At 70.0% G+C, this 16477-nt stretch carries 9 protein-coding genes; 6 read left to right on the top strand and 3 right to left on the bottom strand.

What is annotated here, in order from left to right; all coding sequences use genetic code 11:
• The first annotated feature begins 136 nt into the window (after positions 1-136).
• The 6 genes from ACIGJI_RS07615 (at position 137) to ACIGJI_RS07590 (ending at position 12330) form a co-directional block, all read left to right on the top strand.
• Positions 137-670: a DUF4352 domain-containing protein gene (locus tag ACIGJI_RS07615; protein WP_187663191.1), complete on the top strand. Its 534-nt coding sequence runs from the start codon at positions 137-139 to the stop codon at positions 668-670.
• A 75-nt stretch (positions 671-745) separates the two neighbouring features.
• Positions 746-5473, top strand: a complete 4728-nt coding sequence (locus ACIGJI_RS07610; RefSeq protein ID WP_363444770.1) for a PKD domain-containing protein — start codon at positions 746-748, stop codon at positions 5471-5473.
• A gap of 11 nt (positions 5474-5484) precedes the next feature.
• Positions 5485-6792: a hypothetical protein gene (locus ACIGJI_RS07605; protein ID WP_187663192.1), complete on the top strand. Its 1308-nt coding sequence runs from the start codon at positions 5485-5487 to the stop codon at positions 6790-6792.
• 55 nt (positions 6793-6847) lie between these two features.
• Complete coding sequence (locus ACIGJI_RS07600) at positions 6848-8200, top strand: polysaccharide biosynthesis tyrosine autokinase (RefSeq protein WP_187663193.1); 1353 nt, start codon at positions 6848-6850, stop codon at positions 8198-8200.
• A gap of 184 nt (positions 8201-8384) precedes the next feature.
• Positions 8385-11009 (top strand): right-handed parallel beta-helix repeat-containing protein, encoded by a 2625-nt coding sequence (locus ACIGJI_RS07595; protein WP_232089171.1) that lies wholly within the window; start codon positions 8385-8387, stop codon positions 11007-11009.
• 10 nt (positions 11010-11019) lie between these two features.
• Entirely contained in the window at positions 11020-12330 is a 1311-nt protein-coding gene (locus ACIGJI_RS07590; RefSeq protein WP_363444767.1) for a hypothetical protein, read from the top strand.
• Between the two features lie 45 nt (positions 12331-12375).
• On the opposite strand, the gene ACIGJI_RS07585 is transcribed toward ACIGJI_RS07590, so the two are convergent.
• The 3 genes from ACIGJI_RS07585 to ACIGJI_RS07575 are packed head-to-tail and all read right to left on the bottom strand — an operon-like array spanning position 12376 to position 16233.
• Positions 12376-13512, bottom strand: coding sequence for a glycosyltransferase (locus tag ACIGJI_RS07585; RefSeq protein ID WP_363444765.1), 1137 nt, complete (start codon positions 13510-13512; stop codon positions 12376-12378).
• Positions 13509-14702 (bottom strand): DUF1972 domain-containing protein, encoded by a 1194-nt coding sequence (locus ACIGJI_RS07580; protein ID WP_280564739.1) that lies wholly within the window; start codon positions 14700-14702, stop codon positions 13509-13511. The genes ACIGJI_RS07585 and ACIGJI_RS07580 overlap by 4 nt, the downstream gene beginning before the upstream one ends.
• Before the next feature lie 4 nt (positions 14703-14706).
• Entirely contained in the window at positions 14707-16233 is a 1527-nt protein-coding gene (locus ACIGJI_RS07575) for a sugar transferase (RefSeq protein ID WP_363444764.1), read from the bottom strand.
• Positions 16234-16477: the final 244 nt, after the last annotated feature.

Below are 16477 nucleotides of genomic sequence, written 5' to 3'. Positions count from 1 at the left end.
GCTGGGGGGAAACCGGAGCCGAGGGGGCTCCGGCTGGGGATCTGGGTTCTGGGGAGCTGCAGTGTTCACTGTTTCAGCATGCCGTTCTGGGGACGGCTCATCACGCGCACGCCGTGCGCTTTTCATCGCGCCCGTCGTGGCGCTCGCGCTCGTGTTCGCCGGATGCACGGCGGCACCGGACACCGCGGCGTCGCCGGAGCCCGAGGGCACCAGCACGACCGACTGGACGCCGCCGGCCGATCCCGACGCCCAGGGGCCCACCGAGGCCCCCGCGCTGACCGAGGAGAGCGGTGCGCTGGACGCGGAGATCGCGCTGTCCACCGACATGGTCGTGACCGTCGACGACATCTCGACCACCGAGGTCACCCCCGAGACGCCGGGCGAGTATGCCGGCTCCGCCGTCGTGGTGACCGTGAAGGTCGCCAACGACTCGAAGCGGGCGCAGAGCATCGACTCCGCCGTCGTCAGCCTCGTCACGGACGACGGCGACGTCGGGGTGGCCACCACCGCGGGTCCGAACGAACCTCTCCATGGAGAGCTGGCCGCCGGCGACGAGGCCACGGGAACCTACGTCTTCATGCTCGACCCCACGAAGGGTCGCGCCGTGAAGATCAGCGTGAACTACGCCGCCGGCGAGCCGGTGGCGACCTTCGCGGGCGAGCTCTCCTGAGCCGTGGGCGCGACGACTTTCACCGCGTCTCGTACGTGACATTTTCGAAGAAGAAATCTGGGGCTGGGGAGCAACATGGGTAAGACATCCACTTCGAGGCGGGCGCTGAGCGCACTCGCGTCGGTCGTGACGGCGGCGCTGCTGATCACGGGCATGACCACGCTGGGGGCGACCGGGGCCGCGGCGGCGGATTCGCCGTCGACGCCGCCGCCGCTGCTGCAGCGGAACGACGACGTCGTGACGTCGGACCCGATTCCGACCGTGCAGATCGACAACGGCTACGTGTGGTCGCAGACCACGATCGGGTCGACCGTCTACGCGGTGGGCAAGTTCGACAACGCCAGGGCGCCGCTCGCCGTACCGGGGACCAGCCTCACCGCCCGGTCCAACGTCCTCGCATACGACATCAACACCGGTCAGCTGCTCTCGTTCGCACCGCAGGTGAACGGCGTGATCAAGGCCGTCGCCGCCTCGCCGGACGGCAGCCGCATCTACATCGGCGGCTCCTTCAACTCCGTCAACGGCCAGACGCGCTGGAACTTCGCCGCGCTGGACGCCGTGACCGGGCAGCTGGTGCCCGGGTTCTCGCCCTCGATCGGCGGCAGCGGCGTGTACGCCCTCGCCACCTCGGGCTCGAGCGTCTACGTCGGCGGTCTCTTCACGCAGGGCAACGCGACCCCGCGCAAGAACCTCGCAGCCTTCTCGGCGACGAACGGCGCGCTGCTCAGCTGGGCGCCGCAGACCGACCTCCAGGTCGACGCCATGGTGATGGACCCGGCGGGTCAGAACGTCATCGCGGCCGGCCGCTTCTCCCAGGTCAACGGCGACCTGACGATGCGCGGCACCGTCGCGCTCGACAAGACGACCGGCGCGGTGGACAGCGGATGGGCGCTGCCGCAGACGGTGAAGAACGGCTCGAACACGGGCGCGAACTCAGGCAAGGCGGGGATCTTCGGCCTCGCGGCCGACGCCAACGCCGTGTACGGCACCGGCTGGGTCTACGCGGATGCGGCCACCGGCAACCTCGAGGGCACCTTCGCGGCCGAGGCCGGAAGCGGCCAGGTCCGCTGGATCGCGGACTGCCTGGGCGACCACTACGGCGTCTACTCGACCGGCAAGACGGTCTACACCACCAGCCACACCCACGCCTGCAGCACCATGGGCATGCACCCCGAGCAGAACCCGCGCACGCACCGTTACTCGGAGGCGTACACCGCCGACGCCCGCGGTCTGCTGGGCAACCAGCCCGCCGCCGGAGGCACGTACAAGAACTGGGCCGGGACACCGGCGCCCTCGGCCTACGCCTGGACGCCGGACTGGGCCGTGGGCGTGACCACGGGCATGGGTCAGGCCGGACTCTCGATCACCGGTGCGGGGAACATGATCTCGATCGGCGGCGAGTTCCGCTCCGTGAACAACGGCCGCTTCGAGGGACTCGTGCGGTTCTCCACCAACCCGCCCGGCGGCGCGAAGGACGGCCCTCGGCTGTCGGGGGCGAACTGGACCGGCACGGCGCAGTCGTTCATCCCTGGACGCGCACGGATCTCGATCCCCGCGAACTGGGACCGTGACGACCTCACGCTGACCTACGAACTGCGTCGGACCGGCACCACCGCCCCGGTGGCCACCGCCACCGCCCGCGGCACCTGGTGGGACCGCCCCTCGGTGAACCTCGAGGACAAGACCGCAGCTCCCGGATCGACGCAGGAGTACACCGTCGTCGCGAAGGACAGCGCGGGCAACTCCGTATCCAGCCAGGCGATGAGCGTGACCATCGCGGCCGGTGCCGTGTCGAACTACGTCAACGCCGTCACGGCGGACGGCCCGCAGCTCTACTACCCGCTCGGCACCGCCGCGCAGGACTGGGCCGGGTCCAACACCCCCGTGTTCGGCACGGGCGTCACCGCCTCGACCTCCGGGGTGGAGAACACGGCGACGGGCGCCTCGACCTTCACCGGGACGAGCGCGGGACGCGTGGCCTCCGGGAGCAAGATCGCCGCGCCGTCCGAGTTCTCGACCGAGCTCTGGTTCAAGACCAACACCACCAGCGGCGGCAAGCTGATGGGCTACGGCGCCGCGGCGTCGGGTGAGTCGACCAGCTACGACCGTCATCTCTATATGACGAACAACGGGCGTCTCGTCTTCGGCACGTACAACGGCAGCACGCAGACCGTCCAGAACGACGCCGCGCTCAACGACAACGAGTGGCACCACGCCGTCGCGTCGCAGAGCGCGGAGGGGATGAAGCTCTACGTCGACGGCAAGCTCGTGTCGTCGCTCGCGGGGGCCACCACGGCGGAGAACTACACGGGATATTGGCGTATCGGCGGAGACAACCTCGCCGGATGGCCGTCCGAGCCGAGCTCCAAGTACTTCAAGGGGGCGCTGGATGAGGTCGCGGTCTACCCGTTCGCCCTCACGGCGACCCAGGTGAAGACGCACTACGGAATCGGCAAGGGCTTCCAGGCCCCGACCGCTGCCTTCACCGCCACGCCGACGGACCTCGCCGTCGCATTCGACGCGGAGGCTTCGGCGCCCGCGGGCTCGGCGACGATCGCCGGCTATCGGTGGGACTTCGGCGATGACTCGGCGACGGCCACCGGCAAGACGACGAGCCACACGTACGAGGCGTCCGGCACCTACACGGTGGCGCTGACCGTCACGGACAGCAACGGACTCGCCACCACGGCGGAGAAGCAGGTCGTGGTGAAGGCACCGAACGTCCTGCCGACGGCGGCCTTCGAGACGACGGCGAACGGGCTGTCGGTCTCGGCCGATGCGTCCGCCTCGACGGACTCCGACGGCTCCCTCGCCTCCTACGCATGGAACTGGGGGGACGGCACCACTTCGACCGGTCAGGTCGCGACGCACGTCTACGCCACGCCGGGCACCCGCACGGTGACCCTGACGGTGACCGACGACCGCGGCGGGAGCGCGTCGACCACACGACAGGTCGAGGCGACGCATGCCGACCCGGTCGCCGCCTTCACCGCGACCGCGTCGGGGCTGAGCGTCAACGTCTCGGCAGCCGGATCGAGTGCGTCCGACGGCGCGACGCTGTCCTACTCGTGGAACTGGGGCGACGGGTCTCCCGCCGGTTCCGGGGCCACGGCAGGCCACACGTACGCCGCGGCCGGCGCGCATGACATCACCCTCACCGTGACCGACAGCCTCGGCGCGTCCAAGGCCGTCACGAAGACCGTGACCGTGACCGCGCAGGTCTTCGCCGCGTCCGACGCGTTCGGTCGTGTCGTGTCCAGCGGCTGGGGCGCCGCCGACAAGGGCGGCACCTGGGCGCCGATGAGCGGCTCCGCCGCGGCGCTCTCCGTCGGCGACGGCGTGGGCAAGGTCAACCTGGCACCCGGTGACACCAGGGAGATGCTGCTGCAGGGCACGTCCCTTCTCGACACATCCGCGCGGATCACCTACACGCTCGCCTCCGGGCCCTCCTCCGGGGCGGCGTACGAAGGTCTGGGCGCACGGCGTTCCGGGTCCTCGGGCTACCGGGCTCTCGCCTGGCACCGTCCTGACGGCACCACCTGGCTCGTGATCCACCGCAACGGCACGGCGATCGCCAGCACCGCCGTCTCCGGTCTCTCCTGGAGCGCGGGCAGCTCGTTCTCGCTCCTGATGGAGACGACCGGGTCGTCCACCACGACCATCCGCGCCAAGCTGTGGGCGGCGGGGTCGGCGGAGCCCGCCAACTGGCAGCTCACCACGATGGACGCGACGCCGGCTCTGCAGGTCGCCGGTGCCCCGACGGTGTTCTCCTACCGGTCGGGCAGTGGCACCGGCACCAACCTCGCCAGCTTCGACGACTTCACGCTGAAGAACCTCGGCACGCCGGCGCCGGAGCCCGAGCCGCAGCCCGAACCGGAGCCCGCGAACGTCGCTCCCACCGCCGCGTTCACCGCGACCGCGACGAACCTCACGGTCGCCGTGGACGGCAGCGCCTCGACCGACTCCGACGGCACGATCGCCTCGTACGCGTGGGACTTCGGCGACGGGACGACCGGCACCGGTGCGACCACCAGCCGCACCTACACCGCGGCGGGGACCTACACCGTCACCCTCACGGTGAAGGACGACAAGGGCGCCACGCACACCACCAGCAAGCCGGTGACCGTGACGGCGCCTCCGGTCGACCCGCAGCCCGAACCCGAACCCGAACCCGAGCCGCAGCCGGCTCCGGTGGCGGACGACGGCTTCGACCGCACCGCGGGGCCCGGCTGGGGCACCGCCACGGTCGGCGGGGTGTGGACGATCGCCGGCGGTTCGCAGGCGGCGGCGACCGTCGCCGACGGCCAGGCGAAGCTGAACCTCATCGCCGGCGACACCCGGCATGCGACGCTCAACACCACGTCCGTCGCCGATGCGGTGCTCGAGACGCAGTTCCGGGTCGATCAGGCCCCGGCCGCGGGTGGCGCCTACGTCGGCGTGATCGCGCGGCAGTCAGCGGCCGGGAAGTACTTCGTCCGCGCCTGGCTGCGTCCTGACGGCACGGTCTGGCTCGTCGTGCACCGCGAAGGGACCGTCCTGCGCACGCAGGCCGTGCCCGGACTGGTGTGGGCCGCGAACACCTCGTACAACCTCGAGGTGTCCGTGACGGGGACGACGTCGGCGACCCTCTCCGCCAAGTTCTGGCCGACGGAGACGACGAAGCCGGCAGCCTGGCAGATCACCACGACCGACGCGGCACCCCTGGGTGCGGGTGCGGTGGGACTGAGCGGCAACCGCTCCGGCAGCGCGACCGCGCCGCTCGGCGTGTCGTTCGATTCGTTCCGCGTCACCGCACCGCAGTAAGATCCTGACGCATGGCCACTGCTGTCCCGATCGCGCTCCTCGCCTTCGGTGGAATCGCGGCAGTGGCCATCGTCGTGTTCGCACTCCGGCTGCTCCCGCGTACCGCCTTCGTCGTGTGGGCGGTCGTGCTGTTCTTCGTGCCTCTCTGGGTGGGGGTGAACATCAGCTTCTACTGGGCGGCGATCACCCTGCTCACCGTCCTGCTGATCATCGTGAACTGGTCGGTGGTGCCGTTGCGGGCGGCCGATGCCTGGGTCGCCGCGTTCGTCCTCGTCGTCGTCGGGTTGTACGGGTTCGGCACGGTCGACCTCGCCTCGCTCGTGGCATCGCTTCTCGAGTGGGTGATCCCCTACATCTGGGGGCGCGTGGTGCTCGCTCGCGTGACGACCGAGTGGATCACCTCGACGATCGCGGTCGTGGCGATCGTGGCCGCCGCTCTCGCGGTCGTCGAGTTCCTCACCTCCTTCAACCCCTTCGTCCTCATTCCCGGGTCCGGCGTGGTGTACGACACATGGAGCCCGCTGCAGGAGCGCGGCGGGGTGCTGCGTGCGGAGGGGGCGTGGGGGCACTCGATCGCGCTCGGCGCCGCGCTGGCGATGTCCTCCGCGTTCGTCGTGGCGACGCGATGGCGACTGTTCCCGAAGATCACCGGCATCGTGCTCATCGCCACCGCCACGGTCTTCACGTTCAGTCGGGCGGGCCTGCTCACACTGGTGTTGACACTCGTCCTGTCCACCTTCCTCATCGTCGGGGTCTCGACGCGCTTCCGGGTGACGGTGGCCGTCGCCGGGGTGATCGGCACCGCGATCGTCATCCCCGTCATCGATTCCGTCTTCGGTGCCGCGGGGGACGAGGCCGGAGGCAGCGCCGACTACCGCACGGACCTGCTGGTCCTCCTGGAACAGGTGCAGCTGTTCGGGAACCCCGGCGACTGGCATTCCCTCGTCTCCGGCGACTACTACCTCGGATACTTCGCCCGGTCGGTGGACAACGCCCTCGTGCTCACGCTCCTCCGGTACGGGTACGTGCCGACCCTGCTCATCATGGCGGCCGTCGTCTGCGCGGCGCTGATGGCCGTGCGGCGCTCGACGCGGAGTCCCGCCGCCCTCGCCGTCGTCGGACAGCTCCCGAGTCTGGTCGTCGTCGCCCTCATCACGCAGTACAGCATGTTCCTGTGGTTCTGCGTCGGGCTCGCGGTGACCTGGGCGCGCGACGCCGGAACGCGATCCACCACCGCGGAAGAGGCCTTCCTGCGAGATCTCGGGACGGCGTCACCGCCGGCGACGACCGGACCCGCTCCACAGGTGCGGCAGACGTGAACGGGCCGTGCAGATGGCTCCTCTAGAATCGAGACCTCAGGGGGAATGGGGAGTCATGGCCGAGAGCCGGGTCAGCCTGCGTGTCATCGCGGGCTCGCTGCGCAAGTTCTGGTGGTTGATCGTGCTGTGCGGCGTCGTGGGCGCCGCGGGGTCGTACGGATACGCGTCGCTGCAGACGCCGTTGTTCCAGGCGACGACCTCGCTGTACTTCGCGCTGAACCAGGGCACGAGCGCCTCGGACCTCAACCAGGGCTCGGTGTACACCCAGAGCCAGATGCTGTCGTTCGCCCAGCTGGCGACGAGCTCGCGCGTGCTCGATCCGGTTATCGAGGAGCTCGAGCTCGACACGACGCCCCGCGCGCTCGCGAGGGACATCGAGGTGACCATCCCGCAGAGCACCGTCACCCTGCGGATCACCGGCATCACGGACGACCCGGAAGCTGCGGCCGAGCTCGCGAACGCCGTCGCCGAGCAGCTCATCACGGTCGTCAAGGACGTCGCTCCGAAGGATCCGCAGGGCGAGTCCACCATCACCGCCGAGGTCATCGACGACGCCGTCGTCCCCGAGTTCCAGTTCACTCCGAGCAAGCCCAGGGACGCGGCCCTCGGCGGTTTCCTCGGAGGCGTGCTCGGCCTTGCGGCCGCCGTGCTCATCGGTGTGCTGGACACCCGTGTCCGCAACGAGGAGGCGCTGACGCAGGCCGGCGGGGATCCCGTGCTCGGCGTCGTCTCCAAGTCGCCGCTGCTGGAGGCGCGGGGAATCGCCGTCGCCCAGGAGCCGCTCGGCCACACCTCGGAGGAGTTCCGCCGCATCCGGTCGGCGCTCGCGTACGCGAACGTGTCGTCCCGGGTGAAGGTGCTGCTGGTGACCTCCGGTATGCCCGCCGAGGGCAAGTCGACCGTATCGGTGAATCTCGCGATGACCCTCGCCGCGCTCCGTAATTCCGTCCTGCTCATCGACGCCGACATGCGCCGCCCGCGTGCCCACGAGCACGCCGGCATCGACGGTTCGGTCGGACTCACGAGCGTCCTGCTCGACGAGGTGGAGTTCGAGGTGGCCAAGCACCGCGTCGCGGACACCACGCTGGACATCCTCCCCGCCGGGACGATCCCGCCGAACCCCGCCGAGCTGCTCACGTCGGCGCGCATGGCACAGCTTCTCGACTTCGCCGCGGCGGACTACGACTACGTCGTGATCGACTCGCCCCCGACGCTGAGCGTCGCGGACGCCAACCTCCTGGCCACCCAGACGGACGGTGTCATCCTCGTCGTCGACGCCACCAAGACGCGGCGGGCGGCACTGGCGAAGAGCATCAAATCGCTGGAATCGGGCGGCGCCCGCATCCTCGGCACGGTCCTCAACCGTGCGCGTCCGGACCGGCATCGCAGCGAGTACTACAGCGAGTGAGCGACCCGCCGTCCTCCCGGGGGAGGCGTGCAGCATATCGGCGGAAGGGCTCGAATCGTTTGCCATCGTCCAGACGGGCGGTTATTCTTCATGGGTTGCGAGGGGGGCTCGCACTTTGTCGCCGGGGTTGAAACTGCGGCGAAGCGTGGGTGATCGTGTATTCCACCCCAGAAACGGTGACATCGTGTCCTTTCCGTTCCCTGTTCGTCTCTCATCGCCAGCGGCGCCACGGCGTCGCCATCGCCTGCTCGCGGGTGCCCTGGGCGTCACCGTCGCGCTCTCCGGAGTGCTGATCGCCGCACCGGCCTCCGCGGCGGTCGCCGCCGCCTCGCCTTCGGCCCGACCGGCGGCAGCGTCTGCGGGTCCCCTCCTCTCCGACCCGATGAACCGCACCGTCGCCTCCGGCTGGGGCGCCTCTCCCGTCGGGGCCTGGCGTGTCGTCGAGGGTGCGTCGAGCGTCGGGAACGGGCAGGCGATGCTCGCCAGCCGGAAGCCCGGGATCACGGCGCGGGCGACCGTGGCCGGGGTGACCGCGGCGGATGTGTCGAGCCGCTACACGGTGACGGTCCCTGCCCTCCCCGTCGGCGGTCCGCTCTACCTGGCCCAGGCCGTCCGCATCGTCGGCAAGGACTCCTACGGTGTGCGTCTCCGCGTGCACCCCGACGGCTCCGCCTACGTGTCCGTGGTCCGGATGACCGACCTCACCACTGTGCAGAACCTGAGCGAGCGACGACTCCCCTTCCCGGTGACGACGGGCATGTCGCTGCGCGTCGCCCTCGACGTGACCGGGACCAGTCCGGTGACGCTCGCGGCCAAGGCCTGGGCGGCAGATGGGGACGAGCCGTCCGCGTGGCAGGTGACGCACGCCGATTCCTCGGCCACGCGGATCACGGCCGCGGGTGGTTACGGCTTCGCGCTGTACACGTCCTCCGGAGCGAAGGCCGCCGTCCCGCTCGCGATCGACGACGTGCTCGCAGCCGCGCCCGCGCCGGTGGCGACTCCCACTCCGACGCCGACGCCGACGCCCGCCCCCGCGCCGAACCCGGCTCCTGCGCCGAACCCGGTTCCGGTTCCCCCGGTGACGCCGACCACCCCGGTGACACCCGCTCCACCTGCCACCCCGGCCGGTGTCCGCGGGAAGCCGGGCGCCGCCGCCCCGGGGTCGCTGTCGTACCCGGCACCCGCCACCGCGATCTACGCGGCGCCGGGCGGATCGGACGGCGCTGCCGGTACGAAGAACTCGCCGGTGCGCACGATCGCGGCCGCGCTGCGGCTGGTACCGAACGGCGGCACCATCGTGCTCCGCGGTGGCACCTACCACGAGGAGATCGTCGTGCCGCCGCAGAAGCGCGTCACGATCCAGCCCGCTCCGAACGAGGCGGTCTGGATGGACGGCGCGAAGACCGTCACCGGCTGGAAGCCCGCAGGCAAGACCTGGACGGTCGACGGCTGGGGGACCGCGCTCGACTCGAGCCCCACATACACGAAGGGAGCGCCCGACAACACCCAGCCGGAGTGGCGCTTCGTCGATCCCGCGCACCCGATGGCCGCGCATCCGGACCAGGTGTGGGTCGCGGGCGTGCAGCTGCGGGAGGTCGCCTCCGCCGCGCAGGTCGTCGCCGGGACCTTCTTCGTCGACGATCGGGCGAAGCGGCTCGTGATCGGCACCGACCCGACGGGCAAGCCCGTGGAGGCGAGCGTGCTCACCCAGGCGCTCTCGATCCGGTCCGCCGGATCCGAGGTGCGCGGCATCGGCATCCGCCGGTACGCCACCAGCGTGCCCCAGATGGGGACCGTCATCGCCGCAGCGAGCGACATCACGCTCGCCGACGTGACGATCCGCGACAACTCGACGACCGGATTCTACTCCTGGGCGCCGAGGACGACGTTGACGCGCGTCTCGTTGATCGGCAACGGTCTCCTCGGTGGCGGCGCCTCCCAGGCCGACGGCTTGAAGGTGAAGCAGATGCTCTCCGTCGGGAACAACGCCGAGCGCTTCAACCACTCCCCGGTGTCCGGCGCGTTCAAGGTCACCCGGACGCGCGGAGTGACCGTCACCGACAGCGCGTTCACGGGGAACGCCGGTCGTGGTCCGTGGTTCGACGAATCGGTCATCGACATCGTCTTCACGGGTAACGACGTGATCGGCAACACCGGTCACGGTGTCATGGTCGAGCTCTCGGAGCGGGCGGTCGTCGCCGACAACATCATCGCCCGCAACGGCGACTTCGGGCTGTTCGTCCTGAACTCCGGCAACGTGAAGATCTGGAACAACACCTTCGTCGGCAACGCCAACCGGAACGTCAGCATCGGTCAGGACGGTCGCCGAGCCTCCGACCCGAACGCGGCGGGCCACGATCCGCGCACGCGCTTCGCACCGCTGGCGCCGTGGATCGTGCGCAACACCGTGATGTCCAACAACGTCATGGCGGAGAGCGCGGGCAACTGCCTGGTCTGCGTACAGGACTACTCGACCACCTTCACCGGTGCGCAGATGATGTCGAGCGTGAACGGCAACCTCTACCACCGCACCGCCCCCGGCACGCCCCGATGGTTCTCGGCCTGGTCGAAGGGATCCGTCTCGCGGGATCCGGCGGTGGCAGACACCCTCGCGGCGTTCACCGCGGCGACGGGTCAGGACCGCCGCTCGCAGTTCGTGCAGGGAGCCTCCGTGGTGTCCGCCACGTACGTGCTGGCGCCCGCGCAGGCGCAGCGTCAGGCCGCAGTGGCGGTCCCCGTGCCGGCGGATATCGCCTCGGTATCGCGACTCCCCGGCAACAGCGCGACGCTGGGAGCCCTGCCGCGGTGACGATCTAGGTATGGGTTCTCTTCTCGCTGTCGGCGCCCGCGCGCTGACGATGGTCATCGCGCTGGTCTGCGGCGTTCTCACGACGCGGATGATCATCGGAGACGCGGGCGTCGGCAGCTTCGCCCTCTACACGCTGCTCACGACGATCCCGTCGCTGCTGACCTTCACCGATCTCGGTAGCGGCGCCGTGCTCGTGAACGCCGTGGCCACGAGCGACGACGTGAGGACGGACGAGAAGCTCCGCTATCAGCTCACGTCGGTCGGCCGGGTGCTGCTGATGTTCGCGGCCTCCGCCATGGCGATCAACACCGTGCTCCTGGCCACCGGTGCCTGGGAGATCGTGTTCGGCGATGCCGGAGGAGAGCCGGGGGCGTCGCTGGCCGCCTTCTTCTGCGTGACGATCTTCTGTCTCGGTATCCCGCTGGGCATCTGGGCGCGGATCATGCTCGGGCAGCGCAAGAACCACATCGTGATCCTGCTGCAGGGCCTCATCTCGCCGCTCACGCTGGCCGGGGTGTGGCTGCTGCTGACGTTCGGTGGCGAGAATCTGCATTCCTACGCGGCGATCGCGTCCTTCGCGGCCTCGCTGATCGTCTCGACCCTCGGCGTCCTCATCACCGCTCGGACCACGTCTCCGTTGATCCCCGAGGCTGCGCGCATGGTTCTGCGCCCGCGACGGTTCCCTGGCGTACGGGTGATGGACGTGGGATGGCCGATGCTGGCTCAGATGGTGACGTATCCGATCGCGGTGGGGTCGCAGCGGTACGTGATCGCCCAGCTCGGCGGTCCGACCGACGTCGCCGAGTACGGTGTGGCCGGGCAGGTCTTCTTCGCGCTCAACGGTCTGGTGATGGCCGGTGGGCTCGCGCTCTGGCCGCATTTCGCTCGCATGCGACACCAGGGCGATCTCCGCCGCGGACCATTCCTGCTCTCCGGACTGTTCGCCGTGGCCGTCGCCCTCGCGACGGTGGTGGTGTGGCTCGTCGGGCCGTGGCTGTTCGGGTTCATCACGCAGGGAGAGCTGGAGGTCCGGCCGACCACGATCTTCGCGTTCGGCCTCATGATCATGCTCACGGCGGCTGTCTACCCGCTCGGGATGTTCATCATGGACAAGCCCGGGATCCGATTCCAGGTGATCCCCACCCTCAGCATGGCCGCGGTCGGGGTCACCCTGGCGTTCGTCCTCACACCGATCCTCGGTATCGCCGGTCCGCTCCTCGGTGTCGCCTTCGCGCTTCTGGTCTGTCAGCTGATCCCGTTCTCGATCTACATCGTGCGTCATCGGGCGCGGCTCACGGCCGAGGCTGCCGTCTCGGCGTGAGCCCAGGTCGCGCGCGCCCGGCGCCGTGCGGATACCGGCGGGTCGTCAGTCGAGGACGCCGGCGGTGACGCCGGCGCGGTAGACCGCAGGTGCGTGCCGACGCAGGGCTTCGTCGCGGCTCTCGGCCACACTGCCCACGAGGTCGTCCCACCGTGCGCACACGTCGTCGAGTGCGGCGGCGATCGCCGGAGCATCGTCGGGTGCGACCAGCTGCGCGGTGGCATAGCCGCCCGCGGCCTCGCGCAGACCGCTGCTGTCGCTCGCGATGACGGGGCGGAGCCCCAGCACGCCCTCGACTGCAGTGTTCCCGAACGGCTCGTCCACCCGGGAGGGCACGAGCAGCACGTCGGCTTCCGCGAGGAACGGCCAGATGTCGGCGTGGAAACCCGCGAAGGTGACGGAGACCCCGGTCTCTGCGGCACGGGCGCGCAGTTCGCGCTCGTACCATTCGTATCCCTCGAAGACCGCCCCGAGGAGCGTGACCTCGACGGGCCGCCCCTCCGCCTGCACTGCCGCCGCGGCGTCGATGACGAGGTCGGGACCCTTCCGAGGCGAGAGCCGCCCGACGTACAGCACGCGGAGGGCGCCGTCGATCCGGGGCCGCGGCGGCGCGGGGTGCGGGGGCGACGCGACGCCGTTGGCGACGATCCGGGTGCGGTCGGCGAGAGCGGGCAGCGCGCGCCGGATGGTGTCGAGGCTGAAGCGGCTGTTCACGAGGGTGCGGACGGAGGCGAGGTGCGGCATGTAGAGCAGGCGGTTCACCAGCGTGCTCCCGGAGGCCTCCGCCTCGTGCACGTGACTGACCGCGCGAGTGCCGCGGAGTCGGGCCACGAGGGGCCATTGCGGAATGATGATGGTCGACACGTAGACGGCGTCGGGGCGCACGCGTCCGATCAGACGCCATGCGGCGCCGAGGCCCCGGAACATGTCGCGGAACAGGCGGGGCAGACCGCGCGGGGTGAGCAGCACCTTGCGCAGGACGAGCATCGGCAGGATGACGACCTCTGCTCCGGCGGCGCGCAGCGGCGGGACGAGCAGACCCGAGCTCGGAAGGGCGACCACCACACGGGCTCCGGCCTCCACGAGACCGATCGCGCTCTCGAGGAGCATGCGGTCCGACCCGAACATCTCGGCACCGGGATGCACGAGAAGGACGGTCTTGCGCTTCACGCCGGTGGTCATCGTGTCGCGTCCGCGGGGGCGGGGGCCCAGTCGGCGCTCCGTCGGCGCGCACGCCGGGCGGACGCGTGGACGCTGGAGCCTTCGGACAGACGGCGGGCGAGGTCTTCGTACTCGTCCGCGACGTCGTCCCAGCGGAAGCGCGTGCGGGCGATCTCCTGCACCGCGGCTGCATGCGCGTCGCGGGTCGTGGGGTCGGCTTCGGCGGCCGCGACGTGGGTCGCGACGTCATCCGCGTCGGCGAAGAACCAGCCGTTGCCGCCGAGGACCTCCCGGTTGAAGGGCACCTCGTAGCCGATCACCGCGGTGCCCGCACCCATGGCGCGCAGGAGCGACGGGTTGGTGCCACCGACGGAGTGGCCGTGCAGGTAGGTGGCGGCGTGGGCGTAGAGCCCGTCGAGGAGCTCCTGGTCGTAGACGCCGCCCACGAGGCGGATCCGCTCGTCGCCCTCGGCGGCGTTCCGGATCTCCTGGATGTATCCGGCGGCGTACGGCGCGGAGCCGACGACCACGAGCGGCAGTCGCGCGGCGCTGGCGCGGTATCCGCGGACGATCTCGAGCACGTGGTTCTCCGGCTCGAACCGAGCGACGACGAGGTGGTAGCCGTTCGGAGTGAGGTCCATCTCGGCCAGGCGGTGCGTCGGCGGCTGATCGAGGATCGGCGCGCCGTATCGGATGAGCTCCGTGGGCACGTCGAACTGGTGGCGGTAGTAGTCGGAGATGCCGGGGGCGTCGGCGATGAGCGCGTCCGCGGTGCGGACGCCGAACTGCTCGGCCCAGCGATAGTACGCCTTGCCGCGGGGACCCCACTTCGACCGGCGCCACTCCAGACCGTCCATGTGCAGGGCGACGGGCGCCCGGCGCAGCCGGAGCAGCGGGAGGAACGGCGAGTTCGCGGCGTTGAAGACGAAGGTCGCGTCGGGGCGGCGGTGGAAGAGCAGATGCAGGGCCGACAGCCCGGTGTGGCTGAGGGTCTCGATCTGCTTCACCGGGACCGCGGGGAGGTGCACCACGCGCATGCCGAGGTACTCCTTCTCGCGGTGCTCGGAGCCGCGGGTGTACACGACGACGTCGTGGCCACGGTCGGCGAGCCGTCGCCCCACCTCTTCGATGGCCGTCTCGAATCCGCCGTAGGCCGCAGGCACGCCGCGGGTCCCCACCATCGCGATCGTGAGGGGTGTCGTAGTGCTCATCCGCTCAGTATGCCCCGCTCGGCTGCGCCATGACCTTCGCGGTGCGCCACATGATCTGCAGATCGTTCATGACGGACCAGTTCTCCACGTAGCGCAGGTCGAGCCGCACGCTCTCGTCCCACGTCAGGTCGCTGCGTCCGGAGACCTGCCACAGACCCGTGATCCCGGGCTTGATGTACAGGCGGCGGAACACGGTGCCGTCGTAAGCGGTGACCTCGCTGGGCAGCGGCGGCCGCGGACCGACGACGCTCATGTCGCCGACCAGCACGTTCCAGAACTGCGGGAGCTCATCCAGCGACAGCTTGCGCAGCACCTTCCCGACGCGGGTCACGCGGGGGTCGTCCTTCATCTTGAAGAGGAGGCCGGCGCCCTCGTTGTGGTCCTTCAGCGCCGCGAGCTGCTTCTCGGCGTCGGTGCGCATGGAACGGAACTTGACCATCTTGAACGTACGGCCGTCCCGGCCGACACGCTCCTGGAAGAAGAACACGGGCCCCGGAGAGTCGAGCTTGATGAGAGCGCTGAGCACAGGTGTGAGCAGCGCGATCGGAATCAGCGCGATGGCGGCCACCAGTACGTCGAGGGCGCGCTTCAGCAGGTGGACGCCGCCCTCGTAGGTCGGGATCTTCACCTGGATCAGCGGCAGGCCGTCGACCTGGCGGAGCGAGATGCGAGGACCCGCGACGTCCGTCAGGCGGCTCGAGAGGACGAGCTCGGCGGCCGTGCCTTCGAGCTGCCAGCTGAGCTGCTTGACGAAGTCGGGGGACCCCTCGGGGCGGCTCGCCACGATGATGGTGTCCGCCCCGAGCTGTGCCGCCGCGGGGGCGACGGTGTCCAGATCGCCCACGACCGGGTAGATGCTCTCCCCGATCCTGAGCGCGCCGGCATTGCGATCCAGCAACGTCGTCCCCACGACGTGGTAGCCGTTCTCCCCGCCCTTCTGCAGGGAGTCGATCACATACTCGACGTCCTCGGTGGCGCCGACCACCAGTGTCCTCGACGCGAACCGTCCGGACAGGCGCTGCCGCTGCAGCCAGCGACGCCAGGCCCAGCGGGCGAAGAGGAGACCGAGCATGCCGACCGGGAGCGCGATGAAGAACAGCGGCTGCAGCCCTTCCCACTCCAGGAGCACGCCCGCAATGGCGGTGATGCCGAAGGCGAGACCCGCCGCGTGCGCGACGCGACGGTACTCCGTGGCCCCAGACCCGAAGATGGCGGCGGCTCGGCTGTTGAGCGCCGACAGCATCAGGTACCAGGCGAGACCCAGCAATGCGGCGTTGCGCACGGCCTCGATCACCGTGACGCCGGTGAGCAGCTGGACCGCCGCCGTCAGTGCGACGGCGATCAGGATGACAGCCGCATCCGTGATCCGCAGCCGCATCCGATAGCGACGCTCCCACTGCAGGCGTCGTTCGAGCGTCGCCGAGACACGCGGCGTGCTCGCCGCATGCGTCACCGACGCGGTCGCCCGCGGAGCCGTGATCGGCGTGAAACCCGTACGAGCGATGCTCAGAGCATCCTCGACGGAAGTCATGCCGAGGCCCCTTGAGCCGTGAATGTACGCAGATAACCCCAGTGCGCCATCGTTTCCCCAGTTTTCCCCAGACCATGAACCCCACGTTCACGGACACGTCTGCGTCCCGACCCCTCGGGTCCTGCTGAAGCTTCGCGATCCCACATCGAGAAGGTGTCCTCGTCGTCCCAAACCGACGAGGCGTGCAGCAGGCACTGCAGACGGTCATCACTGTAGCGGATTCGGCCGCCTGACGGAAGCGCTT

It is taken from the genome of Microbacterium sp. NPDC064978 (assembly GCF_044543605.1).
Taxonomy (GTDB): domain Bacteria; phylum Actinomycetota; class Actinomycetes; order Actinomycetales; family Microbacteriaceae; genus Microbacterium; species Microbacterium meiriae.
Note: the sequence above shows the minus strand (reverse complement) of the source record. Positions and strands in the feature narration are given on the sequence as shown.